Below are 17,277 nucleotides of genomic sequence, written 5' to 3' on the forward strand. Positions count from 1 at the left end.
GTGGCATGCACCCCGCACGTTTACCAAAATCGCTGTAGAATGGACGGTCTGTCTTTTGCGATAGGGGTTACGGTTCGATGCACGACGCTGATTTGGTCCACGAGCAGGAATACGTTGCTGGGCTATACGCCCGGCTCGATGAGCTGCGGGAAGAAAAGCGCGCCCAACTGGCGCAGGTGCGCAAGGCCGGTGCAGTGGGAACCATGCAAAACGTTTCGGAACGTGACGCGTTCGCCGCTCTGTACGAGGACCGTCTTGCCCAGCTCGACGCCGTCGACGACCGTTTGGTGTTCGGGCGCCTCGATCTGGATTCGGGTGAGGCGCAGTACATCGGCCGCATCGGGTTGTCCACGTCCGATCTCCAGCGGCTCATGGTTGACTGGCGTGCGCCCGAAGCCGGCCACTTCTACCAGGCCACCGCGTTCGACCGTCAAGGCGTGCGCCGCCGTCGGCACCTGATCCTGCAAGGTCGCGACGTGAAAGCGATCGAGGACGACGTCCTGGACGCCGGGATGCTCGCGGACAACGATTCCCTGCAGGGCGAGGGTGCGCTCCTCGCGGCCTTGAATTCCAAGCGCACGGGCCGCATGTCCGACATCGTGGGAACCATCCAGTCTGAGCAGGACAGGATCATCCGTTCCTCCATCTCCGGGGCGCTCGTCGTCCAAGGAGGTCCAGGCACGGGTAAGACGGCCGTCGCGCTCCATCGCGCCGCCTATCTGCTGTACACGCACCGCGACCGCCTCAAGAGTGCTGGTGTGCTTCTCGTTGGCCCGTCGTCGTCGTTCATGCACTACATCGAGCGCGTCCTTCCATCGCTGGGCGAGACCGGCGTTGTCATGGCGAGCCTGGGCCGCCTTATGCCCGGAATCCACGCTGTTCCAGAGGAAGACGCTGACGTCGCGGCCCTCAAGGGCAAGCTCGACATGGCCACGGTGGTGGCGAACGCCGTCGCGAACCGGCAACGTACGCCTGCAGAAGACCGCATTCTCGAAGTCGATTCCCGCAAGCTGACGCTGACCGTCCGCCAGGTCCGCCGTGCACGGGAAAAGGCCCGGGCCACCGGAAAGCCTCACAACGAAGCCCGGCTCACGTTCGTCAAGATCCTCCTGCGTGAGCTTACGGAGCAACTGACTGACCTCGTCGAGGAATCGAACATCGGCAATAACGCCGATCGCGCCTACCTCGCCGAAGACGTCCGGTCTGCCAGGGACGTCCGCATCGCGTTGAACCTTTGCTGGATGCCGATGACGCCGGAGAAGCTGATCTCCGAGCTCTTCAGCAAACCCGCCATCCTGGAGGCCTGCACGCCGCATCTGACACCGGAACAGCGTTCGCTGCTGCAGCGGCCCGTCGATGCGCCCTGGACCGAGGCCGACGTCCCGCTCCTGGACGAAGCTGCCGAGCTGCTGGGTGAGCTGGACCCTGCCGCGGGCAGGGGACTGGCCCAGCAGGAAGCAGACCGCGCCCGCGATCTCGCCAACGCCAAGCAGACCCTGGCCAACATGGAAGCCATGGGCGTGGATGTCTTGGTGAGCGCGGAAGAGCTGGCAGACCAGAACCAGGAGCGCGAGAACCGGCTCACCGCAGCGGAGCGCGCCACGAGCGACCGTTCGTGGGCTTTCGGCCACATCGTGGTTGATGAGGCCCAGGAACTTTCGGCCATGCAATGGCGGCTCCTCGTGCGCCGCTGTCCCCTCAAGTCCTTCACGATCGTGGGGGACATCGCCCAGACGAGTGCCGCGGCCGGTGCCAATTCGTGGCAAAGCGCACTGGCGCCGTCGTTCGGTGACCGTTGGCAGCTCGAAGAGCTGACCGTGAACTACCGCACGCCATCCCAGATCGCGGAAGCTGCTGTCCGGATGGCCAACCGCGCAGGCCTCGTGGTCTCCGCTCCGAAGGCCGTCCGCGAAGGCAAATGGTCACCCATCGTGGACCGCGTCGAAGCGGACGGCATCGTGTCGCGCCTGGTCGAGGTCCTGCCCGGGGAAGTGGAAGCCATCGACGGCGGCCTGCTCGCTGTGATCGCCGACGGCCCCCTGCTGCCGCAGGCGACTGCGGCGCTGCGCGCGATCTACGGTCGCCGCATCGGCGCGGGGGCTGGAAGCTACGAGCAGGACATCGTGGTCATCAGTCCCAAGGAAGCGAAGGGTCTGGAATTTGATGGCGTCATCGTCCTGGAACCGGCCGCCATGCTCAATCAGGAGCATGGCAAGGTGGGCGACCTGTACGTCGCCATGACCCGACCCACGCAGCGGCTCAGGCTCATCGCTGCGGCACCGCTACCTGCCGGCATCGAACGCTAGGAAAAGTGGACTCAACAATCCTGCTAACTTAGAACTCGTGTCACACGTAAACAACATCGAGTCCCAGCACAACGATCCCGCCTTTGCCAACATCTGGCAGGAGCTCAAATGGCGCGGCCTGGTCCACGTTTCCACCGATGAAACGGAACTGGAAAAGCTGCTCGCCGGGGATCCGATCACGTATTACTGTGGCTTCGATCCCACCGCTCCGTCCCTCCACCTGGGTAACCTCGTGCAGCTGCTGCTGATGCGGCGCCTGCAGTTGGCGGGCCACAAGCCGCTCGGCCTGGTTGGGGGTTCCACGGGCCTGATCGGTGATCCGCGTCCGACGGCGGAGCGCACCTTGAACACCAAGGACACGGTGGCGGAGTGGGTCGGCTACCTCCAGGGCCAGGTGCGCCGTTTCCTCAGTTTCGAGGGCGAGAACGCGGCGCGCATGGTCAACAACCTGGACTGGACGGCGCCGCTGAGTGCCATCGACTTCCTCCGTGAGATCGGCAAGCACTTCCGGGTGGGCACCATGCTGCGCAAGGATGCCGTCGCCTCGCGTTTGAGCTCCGAAGAGGGCATCAGCTACACCGAGTTCAGCTACCAGATCCTGCAGGGCATGGACTACCTCCAACTGTTCCGTGACTACGGCTGTGCACTGCAGACCGGCGGCTCGGACCAGTGGGGCAACCTCACCAGCGGTACGGAACTGATCCGCAAGGTGGAAGGCAAGAGCGTCCACGCCCTTGGTACGCCGCTCATCACCAACTCTGACGGTACCAAGTTCGGCAAGAGCGAGGGCAACGCCATCTGGCTGGACCCCGAAATGTGCAGCCCGTACGCGTTCTACCAGTTCTGGCTGAACACGGCGGATGCTGACGTGGTGGATAGGCTCAAAGTCTTCACGTTCCTTTCGCGCGCAGAAATTGAAGAGCTTGGCCGGGCTGTAGCGGAGCGTCCCTTCGCGCGGGAAGGCCAGAAGAAGCTCGCATTCGAGGTCACCTCCTTGGTGCATGGCGTCGATGCAACCGAAAAGGTCATCGCCGCTTCGGCAGCACTTTTCGGCAACGGCGACCTCACCGTCCTGGACGAGCGCACCCTGGAAGCAGCGACGTCGGAACTTCCCTCCGCCAAGATCAGTGCCGAGGGTCTTGGGATCATCGACCTGTTGGTGGCCTCCGGTTTGTCCGACAGCAAGTCGGCAGCCCGACGGACCGTCGGCGAGGGCGGCGCCTACGTGAACAACACCAAGGTGTCCGATCCCGAGGCTGTTATCGCCCAGGACGAACTGCTTCATGGCCGGTATCTGCTCCTTCGCCGGGGCAAGAAGAACCTGGCGACCATTGAGGTTTCGGCCTAGTTCGCCTACTCAACGCACATACCTGAAAGGGCCGGCAACTGCTATGGTTGCCGGCCTTTTCTGCGTTTAAGCGTGCTTGTTCTGCCGTGCGGTGGCAGCCGTCATCCTCTGCGCGTTCGCTCGTTCCTTGCGTGGACGCGCGCTGCCGGGTGACCGCCGCCTTTGGTTGTTCTCTCACGTCCTGAGGCGTTTTGGGGTTTGTTCTCTCACGTCCTGACGTTTTTTGGGCGTTGCTCTCTCGGGTAGTCGTGGTTTTTGGTGGGGTTGTTGGGGACGTTCGACGGCGGTAGTTGGCGTTAGTGCCTGGCGGCCTGGGTCGTGGGGCTTGACCCGTGTGACGGGCTTCACGGTAGTTGTTTTGGCGATTCCGGGCTGGTCCTAAGCCCTGGGTGGGGGTGTTTGGCGTGTGTTTGCGGGGTTTTTGGGTGGTGTTGGGGTGGATTTGTGTGGGGGCTTGTGGGCGTGTAATGTCTTCTGAGTCGCCGCGAGTGAGACAGCTTGGAGCTGGAAGCCGTGGGGGCCGACCCCCTTTGATAACAGCCTGGAATATGGCGCGCTTTTGGGCGTGCGGGTAGCCGGGTGGGGCCGAGGATCGGATCGGGAATCGCGGGAACGCTGATTTGCCAGGATGCGGTTGTTCGGGTAAGTTTGAAAAGTTGCTCCGGAGCGATCCAGTGGCCCGTTTGGGTTGGTGGTGGTACAGCTTTGGAATAGTGACCTGTTGTTTGAGAACTCAATAGTGTGCCAAGTTTGTTGATGCCGATTGTTTTATTGATTGGTTGAAATTATGGCCGGATTGCTGCGCACCCCCGTGTGTGGTGGTCTGGTTTTCAGCTGGTTTCGAATTTTGTGCAGCCATGGTCCGTCGTTATTTCCGGTGGGTGTGGTTGTGTCTGTTTGATTTTTTGTTTTCAACGGAGAGTTTGATCCTGGCTCAGGATGAACGCTGGCGGCGTGCTTAACACATGCAAGTCGAACGATGATCTCCAGCTTGCTGGGGGGATTAGTGGCGAACGGGTGAGTAACACGTGAGTAACCTGCCCTTGACTCTGGGATAAGCCTGGGAAACTGGGTCTAATACCGGATATGACTCCTCATCGCATGGTGGGGGGTGGAAAGCTTTTGTGGTTTTGGATGGACTCGCGGCCTATCAGCTTGTTGGTGGGGTAATGGCCTACCAAGGCGACGACGGGTAGCCGGCCTGAGAGGGTGACCGGCCACACTGGGACTGAGACACGGCCCAGACTCCTACGGGAGGCAGCAGTGGGGAATATTGCACAATGGGCGAAAGCCTGATGCAGCGACGCCGCGTGAGGGATGACGGCCTTCGGGTTGTAAACCTCTTTCAGTAGGGAAGAAGCGAAAGTGACGGTACCTGCAGAAGAAGCGCCGGCTAACTACGTGCCAGCAGCCGCGGTAATACGTAGGGCGCAAGCGTTATCCGGAATTATTGGGCGTAAAGAGCTCGTAGGCGGTTTGTCGCGTCTGCTGTGAAAGACCGGGGCTCAACTCCGGTTCTGCAGTGGGTACGGGCAGACTAGAGTGCAGTAGGGGAGACTGGAATTCCTGGTGTAGCGGTGAAATGCGCAGATATCAGGAGGAACACCGATGGCGAAGGCAGGTCTCTGGGCTGTAACTGACGCTGAGGAGCGAAAGCATGGGGAGCGAACAGGATTAGATACCCTGGTAGTCCATGCCGTAAACGTTGGGCACTAGGTGTGGGGGACATTCCACGTTTTCCGCGCCGTAGCTAACGCATTAAGTGCCCCGCCTGGGGAGTACGGCCGCAAGGCTAAAACTCAAAGGAATTGACGGGGGCCCGCACAAGCGGCGGAGCATGCGGATTAATTCGATGCAACGCGAAGAACCTTACCAAGGCTTGACATGAACCGGAAAGACCTGGAAACAGGTGCCCCGCTTGCGGTCGGTTTACAGGTGGTGCATGGTTGTCGTCAGCTCGTGTCGTGAGATGTTGGGTTAAGTCCCGCAACGAGCGCAACCCTCGTTCTATGTTGCCAGCGGTTCGGCCGGGGACTCATAGGAGACTGCCGGGGTCAACTCGGAGGAAGGTGGGGACGACGTCAAATCATCATGCCCCTTATGTCTTGGGCTTCACGCATGCTACAATGGCCGGTACAAAGGGTTGCGATACTGTGAGGTGGAGCTAATCCCAAAAAGCCGGTCTCAGTTCGGATTGGGGTCTGCAACTCGACCCCATGAAGTCGGAGTCGCTAGTAATCGCAGATCAGCAACGCTGCGGTGAATACGTTCCCGGGCCTTGTACACACCGCCCGTCAAGTCACGAAAGTTGGTAACACCCGAAGCCGGTGGCCTAACCCTTGTGGGGGGAGCCGTCGAAGGTGGGACCGGCGATTGGGACTAAGTCGTAACAAGGTAGCCGTACCGGAAGGTGCGGCTGGATCACCTCCTTTCTAAGGAGCTGCTAACAACTGCTGGTGTCCGTGTATGCGGGTGCGTGGTGGTTGTCAGTGTTGCCCATTGCGCAGGCGTCTGTTCTGCGGTGGGTGCTCATGGGTGGAATATCAACGAATCAAAGTTTTTTGGCATGGCCTTTACCGGTTGTGTCCTGGTGCCAGTACGGCAACGCCTTTTCTGCTTTTGTGGTGGTGGGGTGTTGTCAGGAACGTGCCGGGGCGTGGATTGTGTGGGTTGTGTTTGGCGCACTGTTGGGTCCTGAGGCAACAGGACCTTTTTGCAGCAATGCAGGGGGGCACAGTTCTGGTGTTTCTTCTTGTTCCTGCTTCCGGTATTGCCGGTCACTGTTATCAGCCCCGTGTTGTGGGTTGTGGTGTCCGGGGGTCTGGTTGATGGGGTTGTTGTTTGAGAACTACATAGTGGACGCGAGCATCTAGGACACACACACGTGTGTGTGTGTTCTTACAGCAATTTCTTATGAATGAACCTTGGGCCCAAGTGGCGCATGGTTCTCTCGAGTAAGTTTATTGATCTTGTGTGGTCAAGTTTTTAAGGGCACACGGTGGATGCCTTGGCATTAGGAGCCGAAGAAGGACGTAGGAATCTGCGATAAGCCTGGGGGAGTTGATAACCGAGCGTTGATCCCAGGATGTCCGAATGGGGAAACCCCGCACAACGCTGCAAGGTGATTGTGTGACCCGCATCTGAACACATAGGGTGCGTGGGGGGAACGCGGGGAAGTGAAACATCTCAGTACCCGCAGGAAGAGAAAACAAGAGTGATTCCGTTAGTAGTGGCGAGCGAACGCGGATCAGGCTAAACCGTTTCCATGTGTGATAGCCGGCGGGCGTTGCATGGGCGGGGTTGTGGGACTTTCCGTACTGGTTCTGCCGGACTGGTGGGGTGTGTAGTGCAGGCATAGGTGAACGGTCTTGAAAGGCCGGCCAGAGAGGGTGTGAGCCCCGTAACCGTAATGTTGTGTACCGCCTGGAGAGGATCCCAAGTAGCACGGGGCCCGAGAAATCCCGTGCGAATCTGTCAGGACCACCTGATAAGCCTAAATACTTCCTAATGACCGATAGCGGACCAGTACCGTGAGGGAAAGGTGAAAAGTACCCCGGGAGGGGAGTGAAACAGTACCTGAAACCGTGTGCTTACAATCCGTCGGAGCCAGTCTGATTCTGGTGACGGCGTGCCTTTTGAAGAATGAGCCTGCGAGTTAGTGTTACGTCGCGAGGTTAACCCGTGTGGGGTAGCCGTAGCGAAAGCGAGTCTGAACAGGGCGAGTGTAGTGGCGTGATCTAGACCCGAAGCGGAGTGATCTACCCATGGCCAGGTTGAAGCGACGGTAAGACGTCGTGGAGGACCGAACCCACTTCAGTTGAAAATGGAGGGGATGAGCTGTGGGTAGGGGTGAAAGGCCAATCAAACTCCGTGATAGCTGGTTCTCCCCGAAATGCATTTAGGTGCAGCGTTGCGTGTTTCTTGCCGGAGGTAGAGCTACTGGATGGCCGATGGGCCCTACAAGGTTACTGACGTCAGCCAAACTCCGAATGCCGGTAAGTGAGAGCGCAGCAGTGAGACTGTGGGGGATAAGCTTCATAGTCGAGAGGGAAACAGCCCAGACCACCAACTAAGGCCCCTAAGCGTGTGCTAAGTGGGAAAGGATGTGGAGTTGCGAAGACAACCAGGAGGTTGGCTTAGAAGCAGCCATCCTTGAAAGAGTGCGTAATAGCTCACTGGTCAAGTGATTCCGCGCCGACAATGTAGCGGGGCTCAAGTACACCGCCGAAGTTGTGGATTTCACACATTGCCCTAGCCTTCGTGGTTCAGGGGTGTGGAGTGGTAGGGGAGCGTCGTGTGGGCAGTGAAGTCGCGGTGGAAACCAGCGGTGGAGCCTACACGAGTGAGAATGCAGGCATGAGTAGCGAAAGACGGGTGAGAAACCCGTCCGCCGAATGATCAAGGGTTCCAGGGTCAAGCTAATCTGCCCTGGGTAAGTCGGGACCTAAGGCGAGGCCGACAGGCGTAGTCGATGGACAACGGGTTGATATTCCCGTACCGGCGAAAAACCGCCCATGCCAAGCGGGGGATACTAACCGCCCGGAGCCTGCCCTATCACCCTTGTGGTGTGTGGGTTTTGGCCGAGCGCGGGACCTGATCCCGGGAGGTAAGCGTATTAACAGGTGTGACGCAGGAAGGTAGCCGGGCCGGGCGATGGTTGCCCCGGTCCAAGGATGTAGGGTCAGGGATAGGCAAATCCGTTCCTGTGTGTTTCGAGCACGATCCTGAGATCTGATGGGACTCCCGTAAGGGGGGATCCGGTGATCCTATGCTGCCAAGAAAAGCATCGACGCGAGGTTTTAGCCGCCCGTACCCCAAACCGACACAGGTGATCAGGTAGAGAATACCAAGGCGATCGAGAGAATTATGGTTAAGGAACTCGGCAAAATGCCCCCGTAACTTCGGGAGAAGGGGGGCCTGCCCCGTGATACAGACTTGCTCTGTGGAGCGGGTGTGGGCCGCAGAGACCAGGGGGAAGCGACTGTTTACTAAAAACACAGGTCCGTGCGAAGTCGCAAGACGATGTATACGGACTGACTCCTGCCCGGTGCTGGAAGGTTAAGAGGACCGGTTAGCCACCTTGTGTGGCGAAGCTGAGAATTTAAGCCCCAGTAAACGGCGGTGGTAACTATAACCATCCTAAGGTAGCGAAATTCCTTGTCGGGTAAGTTCCGACCTGCACGAATGGAGTAACGACTTCCCCGCTGTCTCAACCATAAACTCGGCGAAATTGCAGTACGAGTAAAGATGCTCGTTACGCGCAGCAGGACGGAAAGACCCCGAGACCTTTACTATAGTTTGGTATTGGTGTTCGGAGTGGCTTGTGTAGGATAGGTGGGAGACGTTGAAACCCGGACGCCAGTTCGGGTGGAGTCATCGTTGAAATACCACTCTGGTCACTTTGGACATCTAACTTCGGCCCGTGATCCGGGTCAGGGACAGTGCCTGATGGGTAGTTTAACTGGGGCGGTTGCCTCCTAAAAAGTAACGGAGGCGCCCAAAGGTTCCCTCAGCCTGGTTGGCAATCAGGTGTCGAGTGTAAGTGCACAAGGGAGCTTGACTGTGAGAGAGACATCTCAAGCAGGGACGAAAGTCGGGACTAGTGATCCGGCGGTACATTGTGGAATGGCCGTCGCTCAACGGATAAAAGGTACCTCGGGGATAACAGGCTGATCTTGCCCAAGAGTCCATATCGACGGCATGGTTTGGCACCTCGATGTCGGCTCGTCGCATCCTGGGGCTGGAGTAGGTCCCAAGGGTTGGGCTGTTCGCCCATTAAAGCGGTACGCGAGCTGGGTTTAGAACGTCGTGAGACAGTTCGGTCCCTATCCGCTGCGCGCGCAGGAAATTTGAGAAGGGCTGTCCTTAGTACGAGAGGACCGGGACGGACGAACCTCTGGTGTGTCAGTTGTACTGCCAAGTGCACCGCTGATTAGCTACGTTCGGATGGGATAACCGCTGAAAGCATCTAAGCGGGAAGCTCGCTTCAAGATGAGATTTCCATACACAATTTGTGTGAGAGGCCCCCAGCCAGACCACTGGGTTGATAGGCCGGATGTGGAAGCGAGGACCAAAGACTCGTGAAGCTGACCGGTACTAATAGGCCAACAACTTACACCACACACAAACACTGCACGCGTCCACTATGTGGTTCCCGAACAACAACACCGTTGCTCACAGGAACAAACACAACTAAATAACAACACCACAATGTTGTAACCACAAAACTTCCCACCCCCCAACCGGCACCAACCGGCAAAAAAGGCGGGGGACGGGTAACAAGGTTACGGCGGTCATAGCGTGGGGGAAACGCCCGGTCCCATTCCGAACCCGGAAGCTAAGACCCACAGCGCCGATGGTACTGCACCCGGGAGGGTGTGGGAGAGTAGGACACCGCCGGACACACATTAGGTAGAGACCCCCCCAACCCACACCAGGTCGGGGGGTCTCCCACATTTAAACCAGGCAAGCCCCGACCCTCACGGCCGGGGCTTGCCCCATTTAACCCACCAAACAACGCAGCGCCAACAAGGCTGTGAGACGTGCCACGGAACACCTCTGCGGGTGCCCAGCCGTTCGGTGCCTGAGGCGCCGTCGCCTAGAATTGCATAAGACATACGAGTCGGCAGCGCAGTGTTGCAGGCGGCGTGACAACGAAATAAGGGTTATGAGCGACTACGCACGCGCCAGTGGTCGGCTCGCAACAGGAGGAATCCACCATGGCTGAGCACAACGGCGGCAATCGCGACGGCAACCGCGGGAACTCTGGCGGGAATCGCGGCGATCGCGGGTCTTTCCGCCCCAACAACAACTCCGGTGGGGATCCGCGGGGATTCCGTTCCAGGGAGAATCGCGACGGCAAGGAGCAAGGCCGTTCATTCGGTGGCGATCGTGATCGCAAGCCCTTTGGTGACCGTGGTGATCGTCCGGCCCGTGATGGCGAGCGTCGCCCGTTCAACAGTGACCGTGGCGAGCGTAAGCCCTTTGGTGACCGTCCTGAGCGCGCCGGGGAGCGTCGTTCCTTCGGTGGCGATCGTGACCGTAAGCCTTTCGGTGACCGTGGTGATCGTCCGGCCCGTGATGGCGAGCGTCGCCCGTTCAACAGTGACCGTGGCGAGCGTAAGCCGTTCGGTGACCGTCCTGAGCGCGGCCCGCGGAACTTCGATGGTCCGCGCCGTGACGGCGAAGAGCGTCGCCCGTTCAACAGCGACCGTGGCGAGCGTAAGCCCTTTGGTGACCGTCCGGCCCGCGATGGTGAACGTCGTTCCTTCGGTGGCGATCGTGACCGTAAGCCTTTCGGTGACCGTGGTGATCGTCCGGCCCGCGATGGCGAGCGTCGCCCTTTCAACAGCGACCGTGGCGAGCGTAAGCCGTTCGGGGACCGTCCGGCCCGTGATGGCGAGCGTCGTTCCTTCGGTGGCGACCGTGGCGAGCGTAAACCCTTTGGTGGCCGTCCTGAGCGCGGTCCTCGGAACTTTGATGGTCCGCGTCGTGATGGCGAAGAACGTCGTCCGTACAGCAGTGACCGTGGCGAGCGTAAGCCCTTTGGTGACCGTCCTGAGCGCGGCGGCGAGCGTCGTTCCTTCGGTGGCGACCGTGGCGATCGAGCCGGCTCCTGGGAAGAGCGTCCGGCCCGGGTTCCCAACGCCAAGGACATCCGCAGCGCCAACCGCCCTGACCGCGAACGCTCTCCCGAGATCGATGAGGACGTCACAGGTAAGGAACTTGACCGCGCCACGGGGCATCAGATCAAGACCCTGGAAGAGCAGAGCGCAGGCTGGGTTGCAAAGCACCTGGTCATGGCTGGCCGCCTGATCGACGTCGAGCCCGAGCTGGCTTTCCAGCACGCGCTTGCTGCCAGCCGTAGGGGTGGCCGGCTGTCGGCTGTTCGGGAAGCTGTTGGCCTGACGGCTTATGCTGCTGGCCATTATGGCGAGGCTCTGCGGGAATTCCGTACGTACCGCCGCATCAGCGGATCCAACGTTCATCTGCCCGTCATGGCGGACTGTGAGCGTGGCCTTGGCCGCCCTGACCGTGCTCTGGACATGGTCCGGTCCCCTGAAGCGCAGGACCTGGACGCGCCGGGCAAGGTAGAGCTGGCGATCGTGGCTTCGGGCGCCCGGGCGGACCTCAACCAGCTTGATGCTGCTGTTGCCGAACTTGAGATCCCGCAGCTGGACATCAACCGGGCATTCTCTTACAGCCCCCGCCTGTTCCGTGCTTATGCTGAAGCACTGACGGCTGTGGGTCGGACTGAGGAAGCCGAAAAGTGGACTCGTCAGGCACTGGTAGCCGAGAATGCCCTGGGTGTTGGCGACTTCGCCGAACCGGAAATTCTTGACCTCGGCTGGGACGAGCAGGAAGAAGCAGCAGCTGCACGGAAGCCGCGCTTCGAGAAGCGCGGTGAGGATTCCGACGTCGTGAGGCCGGAAAGCGAATCGGTGATCGCCGAGGCGGCTGCTGCAGATGCCGAATACGACGACGTTGACATTGACGATGCCGAGTCGGATTACTTCGAGTCGGACGACGCTGAGTCGGACATTGATTCAGCCGACGAAGCCGATGAAACGGACGAAGCCGACGAAGCAGAAGAGGCTGACGAAACCGTAACCCACACGGAACCCACCCAGGAACAGGGCACTGACTCCCAGCATGGCTGATTCACTCGTTTCGTATTTTGACGCCGTTCTTTCCGATCTTGACGGCGTTGTCTATGCAGGTCCCCATGCCATTCCCGGGGCTGTGGAGTCGCTGAAGCGGCTGGAAACAGTCGGCGTCGGGTTGGGATATGTGACGAACAACGCCTCGCGTACCCCCGCCCAGGTTGCCGCGCATTTGCGGGAACTCGGCGCGCCTGCGGAGGACCACCAGGTGGTCAGCTCTTCGCAGGCCGCGGGGGAGTTGCTTGCTTCCATGCTGCCTGCCGGGTCTCACGTCCTCATCACGGGCAGTGCGGCGTTGGCCCACGAGATCGAACTCGTGGGCCTCAAGCCCGTGCATAGCGCTGCGGAGTCGCCGGTGGCTGTTGTCCAGGGCTTCAACCCGGAGATCGGTTGGAAGGACCTCGCTGAGGCCTCCTATGTTGTTGCCGGTGGCGCCCAATGGTTCGCGACCAACACGGATATGTCCATCCCGCAGGCGCGCGGTATGGCTCCTGGTAACGGCACGCTCGTTGCCGCGGTGGCGGCCGCTACAGGCAAGACGCCGCTGGTGGCCGGGAAACCCGAAGCGCCGTTGTTCCACGCTGCTGCCAAGCGGCTGAAGTCTGATCGCCCGCTGGTGGTGGGGGACCGCTTGGACACGGACATCCTCGGCGGAAACCGGGCTGGATTTGCGACGGCGGCAGTGCTCACCGGGGTGGATACCACACTGACGATTTTGGCTGCGCGGACGGAAGAGCGCCCCGACTACTTGTTGGCGAACTTGGGTGACCTTTACGCTCCCTACCCGGAAATCGTCAGCGACGCCGGCACCTACCGTTGCGGTGCAGCATCAGCCATTGCCGAGGACGGCAAGGTCACGCTCACGGGGCACAAGGATGACCTCGACGCGTGGCGGGCCGCGTGTGCGGCATGGTGGGCTGCGGTTCCGGACACCGCTGTGGCCCAAGCGCCCCAGCTGGAATGGCGAACTCACTAGACTGGTGCGATGACCGAGCCCAACAATCTGCCCGAAGCTGAGGCTGAACGGCCTGCTGTCCACTGGCCGGAGGCTCTGGATCCCACCGGCGATGCCCCTGTGGACCGTGCCCTGAGCTTGCTGGAAGGGGTTCAGGGTGCTCCGGTGGCAGACCATGCGGGGCTGTATTCAGCTCTTCATGACTCTCTCCTGGAGGCGCTGGATGCTGAGCCTGGCCTGCCGCCGGCTGCGGACCGGCATGCCAGTCCTACCCGCCCGGAAGGCGACGAATAGCGGATGGCCAGACTTGATCAGGAACTCGTCACGCGTGGGCTGGCGAGGTCCCGGACGCATGCTGCCAAGCTCATTAGCGACGGCAAGGTGAGTTCGGGTGGGGTTGTGTTCGCCAAAGCGGCCCAGCAGGTGGACGCCGATACGGAGCTGGACGTCCAATCCCACCTCGAGGACATTTACGTGAGCCGGGCCGGGCACAAGTTGGCGGGCGCGCTGGCCGCTTTTCCTGGGGTCGAGGTAGCCGGCCGCCGGTGTCTCGACGCCGGTGCCTCCACGGGCGGCTTCACTGACGTGCTGCTTCGCCAAGGTGCCGCGCAAGTGGTGGCGGTGGACGTCGGGCATGGCCAACTGGTGCCGCTCCTTCGGGATGATCCGAGGGTGGTGGTCCATGAGGGGCTCAATGTCAGGTATATGACGCCGGAGCAGATCGGCGGCACCGCAGCCCTGACCGTCGCAGACCTGTCCTTCATTTCCCTGACGTTGGTCCTGGGGCCGCTTGCTGCTTGTACGGAACCTGGTGGGGACCTTGTCCTGATGGTCAAGCCGCAGTTCGAAGTGGGCAAGGAGCGGCTGAGCCGCACAGGTGTCGTGTCATCGGAGCATGAACGACGCCGGGCGGTGGCCCAAGTGGCCCGCGGTGCCGTTGATGCCGGGCTGGAACTTCACGGCCTGGCGGCCAGTCCTCTGCCGGGCCAGGACGGAAATGTTGAATACTTCCTGTGGATGAAGCGCAGGATGTCCGCGGTGTTGCCTAAGATCGAAGAGCGGGACGAGGACGTTGCTGCGTTGATAAAGAACCTCTGGCCGAACGACTAGAAAGCAGAACCCGATGAGCAGGCATGTACTTGTCCTTGCCCACACAGGGCGGGAGGAATCGCTCCGCGCAGCGTGGGATGCCTGTACGCAACTGCACTCGTCGGGCCTGGTTCCGGTCCTCCAGAAGTCAGAATTGGCAGACGTTGAGCGCTTCTTTGGCGCCGTGGACACGCCCATTGAAATCCTCCACGACGACGTCAGTTTGGAAGACGTGGAACTGGTCATGGTCCTGGGCGGCGATGGAACAATCCTGCGCGCTGCGGAGCTGGTCCGCGAGGTGGACGTTCCCTTGCTGGGCGTCAACCTGGGCCACGTGGGCTTCCTTGCGGAGAGCGAACGTGCTGACCTCGCTCAGACGGTTGAGTGGATCGCGAGCCGCCAGTACACCGTTGAAGAACGCATGACTATCGATGTCCAGGTGTGGATCAAGGGCCAGAAGATCTGGCACACGTGGGCGCTGAACGAGGCCGCTATTGAGAAGGCCAACCGGGAACGCATGCTTGAGGTCGTCACTGAGGTGGATGAACGGCCGTTGACGTCGTTTGGTTGTGACGGGGTGGTCCTTGCGACGCCCACAGGATCAACAGCGTACGCGTTTTCCTCAGGTGGACCGGTGGTGTGGCCTGAGGTGGAGGCGCTTGTTATTGTGCCGATCAGCGCCCATGCCCTTTTCGCGAAGCCTTTGGTGGTCTCTCCGCGTTCCAAGCTCGCCGTGGAAATCATGAACCGGACGGATGCCTTGGGTGTCCTTTGGTGCGATGGCAGGCGCTCCGTTGATTTGCCTCCTGGAGCCCGTGTTGAGGTGACGCGCTCTGCCACGCCGGTGCGGCTCGCACGGACGCACAGGACACCTTTCTCGGCACGGCTTGTGCGCAAGTTCCAACTCCCCATCCACGGCTGGCGCGGTCCGGCTCCCCGGTCAGGGGAAGTCCACACCGGTCCCATCCCGGTGATCCGAACCCTTTCACCGGCGCCCTTGCCGACTCCCCGGGAAGCGGGTAGCCCCCGGGACGCCGAAACCTCCCAAAACCCGGGGCACGGTGAGCCATCCGACCCCACGAATGCGAAGTGAAGCATGCTTGAAGAACTCCGAATCCGTGATCTCGGCGTCATCACCGATGCCGCCCTGCCGCTAGGTCCTGGCCTCAGCGTCGTTACCGGTGAAACGGGTGCCGGCAAGACGATGGTGGTGACCGCCGTCGGGCTTCTCCTGGGTGCCCGTTCGGACGCGGGCGCCGTCCGCAGCGGCGCCAAATCGGCCTCCGCCGAGGCAGTCTTGAAGCTTGATCCAGCCCACAGCGCAGTGGAGCGGGCCAAGGAGGCTGGCGGTGAGGCCGAGGAGTTCGACGGCGTGGCCGAGCTCTTGCTGGCGCGCACCGTTGGTGCCGATGGCCGGAGCCGGGCTTACGTGGGTGGACGGGCGGCACCTGTGGGGGTCCTGGCCGAACTTGGCGAGAGCCTGGTTGTGGTGCACGGCCAGTCGGACCAGATCCGGCTCAAGAGCGCGACTGCACAGCGGCACGCCCTGGATCGCTTCGCTGGTGCATCGGTGGCCAAGGTCCTGGGAGAGTACCAGGACCTGTACAACCACTGGAAGTCAATTCAGGCCGAGCTGGAGACCCTTCGCAGCGAGGCGCGGGAACGCCTGCGTGAAGCGGAGTCGCTGGACGCGGCACTCAAAGAGATCGATGACGTGGATCCGCAGCCGGGTGAGGACGAAATCCTCAAGGCGGAGGCTGTAAAGCTCGCCAACGTTGAGGAGCTCCGGTTGGCAGCGGCAGCCGCACATGAGTCACTCATTGCAGAGGAATTCGGCGATGCCGGGGATGCCACGTCAATGGTCGACGCAGCCAAGCGGACTCTTGAGCACGTTGCAGATCACGATGAGGAGTTGGGTGCTGCCGCAGCCCGGCTGGCTGAGGTCGGTTTCCTCCTGAACGACATCGCTGCTGAGTTGTCCAGCTACCAGGCTGCGTTGGACACTGAAGGCCCTGAGCGGCTCTCCGAAATCGAGGAACGCCGGGCCGTCCTGGCCAAGCTGATCCGCAAGTATGCCCCCAGCATCGATGAAGTGCTGGAGTGGGCTGCCACCGCCCGGCTGCGCTTGGATGAACTGCAGGACGATTCCAGCCGCATCGAATCCCTGGACGCTGAGGTTGCGTCTTCGGAGGCGACCCTCCGCAAGCTGGCTGCCGCGATCAGCAAGGCCCGGCTCAAGGCAGCCAAGGACCTCTCAGCCCGTGTGAGCGCCGAACTGAAGGCGCTGGCCATGGCGGACGCCACGCTGGTCATCCACGTCGAGGACAACGGCTCCCTGGGCCCTTGGGGCACTGACGAGATCGCCTTCCTCCTGCAGCCGCATTCCGGCGCTCCTGCCCGTCCGCTGGGCAAGGGGGCATCCGGCGGTGAGCTCTCACGCGTGATGTTGGCCATCGAGGTGGTGCTCGCTGCCGTGGATCCTGTTCCTACGTTTGTTTTCGATGAAGTGGACGCAGGCGTCGGCGGGCGTGCCGCCGTCGAGATTGGCCGGAGGTTGGCGATGCTGGCCCGCCATGTCCAGGTCCTGGTGGTCACGCACCTGCCGCAGGTTGCCGCGTTCGCTGATCAGCACATCCGCGTCACCAAGACGTCGGTGCGCGGCGCCGACGGTAAAACAACCACCGGATTTACCTCCAGCGACGTTCAGCTCCTGGGCGACGACGAGCGGGTCAAGGAGCTTGCCCGCATGTTGGCTGGCCAGGAGGACTCGGAATCTGCCCAGGCACACGCGCAGGAGTTGCTGGACGACGCGAGATTGCTTCCCCAGGAGGCCTAGGATTTTGGTGGGACCGGAGCAAGTGCCGGACTGCGAGCACTATCACATCCGTGCAGTTGCTCCCGCCCGGCTCTTGATTG

9 protein-coding genes and 3 rRNA genes are annotated in these 17,277 nt (G+C 61.1%); 11 read left to right on the top strand and 1 reads right to left on the bottom strand.

Annotation, left to right across the window (positions count from 1 at the left end):
* Positions 1-77: 77 nt before the first annotated feature.
* The 5 genes from LDN75_RS08130 to rrf all read left to right on the top strand — a co-directional run bounded on the left by LDN75_RS08130 (position 78) and on the right by rrf (position 10,056).
* A complete protein-coding gene (locus LDN75_RS08130) occupies positions 78-2,306 on the top strand; it encodes an AAA family ATPase (protein ID WP_223936626.1) in 2,229 nt (742 codons plus the stop codon).
* 37 nt (positions 2,307-2,343) lie between these two features.
* Positions 2,344-3,654, top strand: a complete 1,311-nt coding sequence (gene tyrS, locus LDN75_RS08135) for a tyrosine--tRNA ligase (RefSeq protein WP_223936627.1) — start codon at positions 2,344-2,346, stop codon at positions 3,652-3,654.
* A 911-nt stretch (positions 3,655-4,565) separates the two neighbouring features.
* Positions 4,566-6,086, top strand: a 16S ribosomal RNA gene (locus tag LDN75_RS08140).
* A gap of 543 nt (positions 6,087-6,629) precedes the next feature.
* Positions 6,630-9,775 (top strand): 23S ribosomal RNA (locus LDN75_RS08145).
* Between the two features lie 164 nt (positions 9,776-9,939).
* A 5S ribosomal RNA gene (gene rrf, locus LDN75_RS08150) occupies positions 9,940-10,056 on the top strand.
* The 16S, 23S and 5S rRNA genes sit together here, the layout of an rRNA operon.
* 473 nt (positions 10,057-10,529) lie before the next feature.
* Here rrf and LDN75_RS08155 read toward each other — a convergent pair.
* Positions 10,530-11,399: a hypothetical protein gene (locus tag LDN75_RS08155; protein ID WP_223936628.1), complete on the bottom strand. Its 870-nt coding sequence runs from the start codon at positions 11,397-11,399 to the stop codon at positions 10,530-10,532.
* Between the two features lie 54 nt (positions 11,400-11,453).
* On the opposite strand from LDN75_RS08155, the gene LDN75_RS08160 reads away from it, so the two are divergent.
* From LDN75_RS08160 to recN, 6 genes are read left to right on the top strand one after another with little or no spacing between them, the layout of a single operon-like run.
* Positions 11,454-12,314, top strand: a complete 861-nt coding sequence (locus LDN75_RS08160; RefSeq protein WP_223936629.1) for a hypothetical protein — start codon at positions 11,454-11,456, stop codon at positions 12,312-12,314.
* Positions 12,307-13,293, top strand: coding sequence for an HAD-IIA family hydrolase (locus LDN75_RS08165; protein WP_223936630.1), 987 nt, complete (start codon positions 12,307-12,309; stop codon positions 13,291-13,293). Before LDN75_RS08160 ends, LDN75_RS08165 begins: the two co-directional genes overlap by 8 nt.
* Before the next feature lie 9 nt (positions 13,294-13,302).
* On the top strand, positions 13,303-13,566 hold the full coding sequence (locus tag LDN75_RS08170; protein ID WP_223936631.1) for a hypothetical protein: 264 nt from the start codon (positions 13,303-13,305) through the stop codon (positions 13,564-13,566).
* 3 nt (positions 13,567-13,569) lie between these two features.
* A complete protein-coding gene (locus LDN75_RS08175; protein WP_223936632.1) occupies positions 13,570-14,382 on the top strand; it encodes a TlyA family RNA methyltransferase in 813 nt (270 codons plus the stop codon).
* A gap of 13 nt (positions 14,383-14,395) precedes the next feature.
* Entirely contained in the window at positions 14,396-15,454 is a 1,059-nt protein-coding gene (locus LDN75_RS08180; protein ID WP_223936633.1) for an NAD kinase, read from the top strand.
* A 3-nt stretch (positions 15,455-15,457) separates the two neighbouring features.
* The gene (recN, locus tag LDN75_RS08185; protein ID WP_223936634.1) at positions 15,458-17,197 is read left to right on the top strand and encodes a DNA repair protein RecN; all 1,740 of its coding nucleotides are present in this window, start codon (positions 15,458-15,460) and stop codon (positions 17,195-17,197) included.
* Positions 17,198-17,277: the final 80 nt, after the last annotated feature.

The sequence above is a fragment of the Arthrobacter sp. StoSoilB5 genome, assembly GCF_019977235.1.
GTDB lineage: Bacteria > Actinomycetota > Actinomycetes > Actinomycetales > Micrococcaceae > Arthrobacter.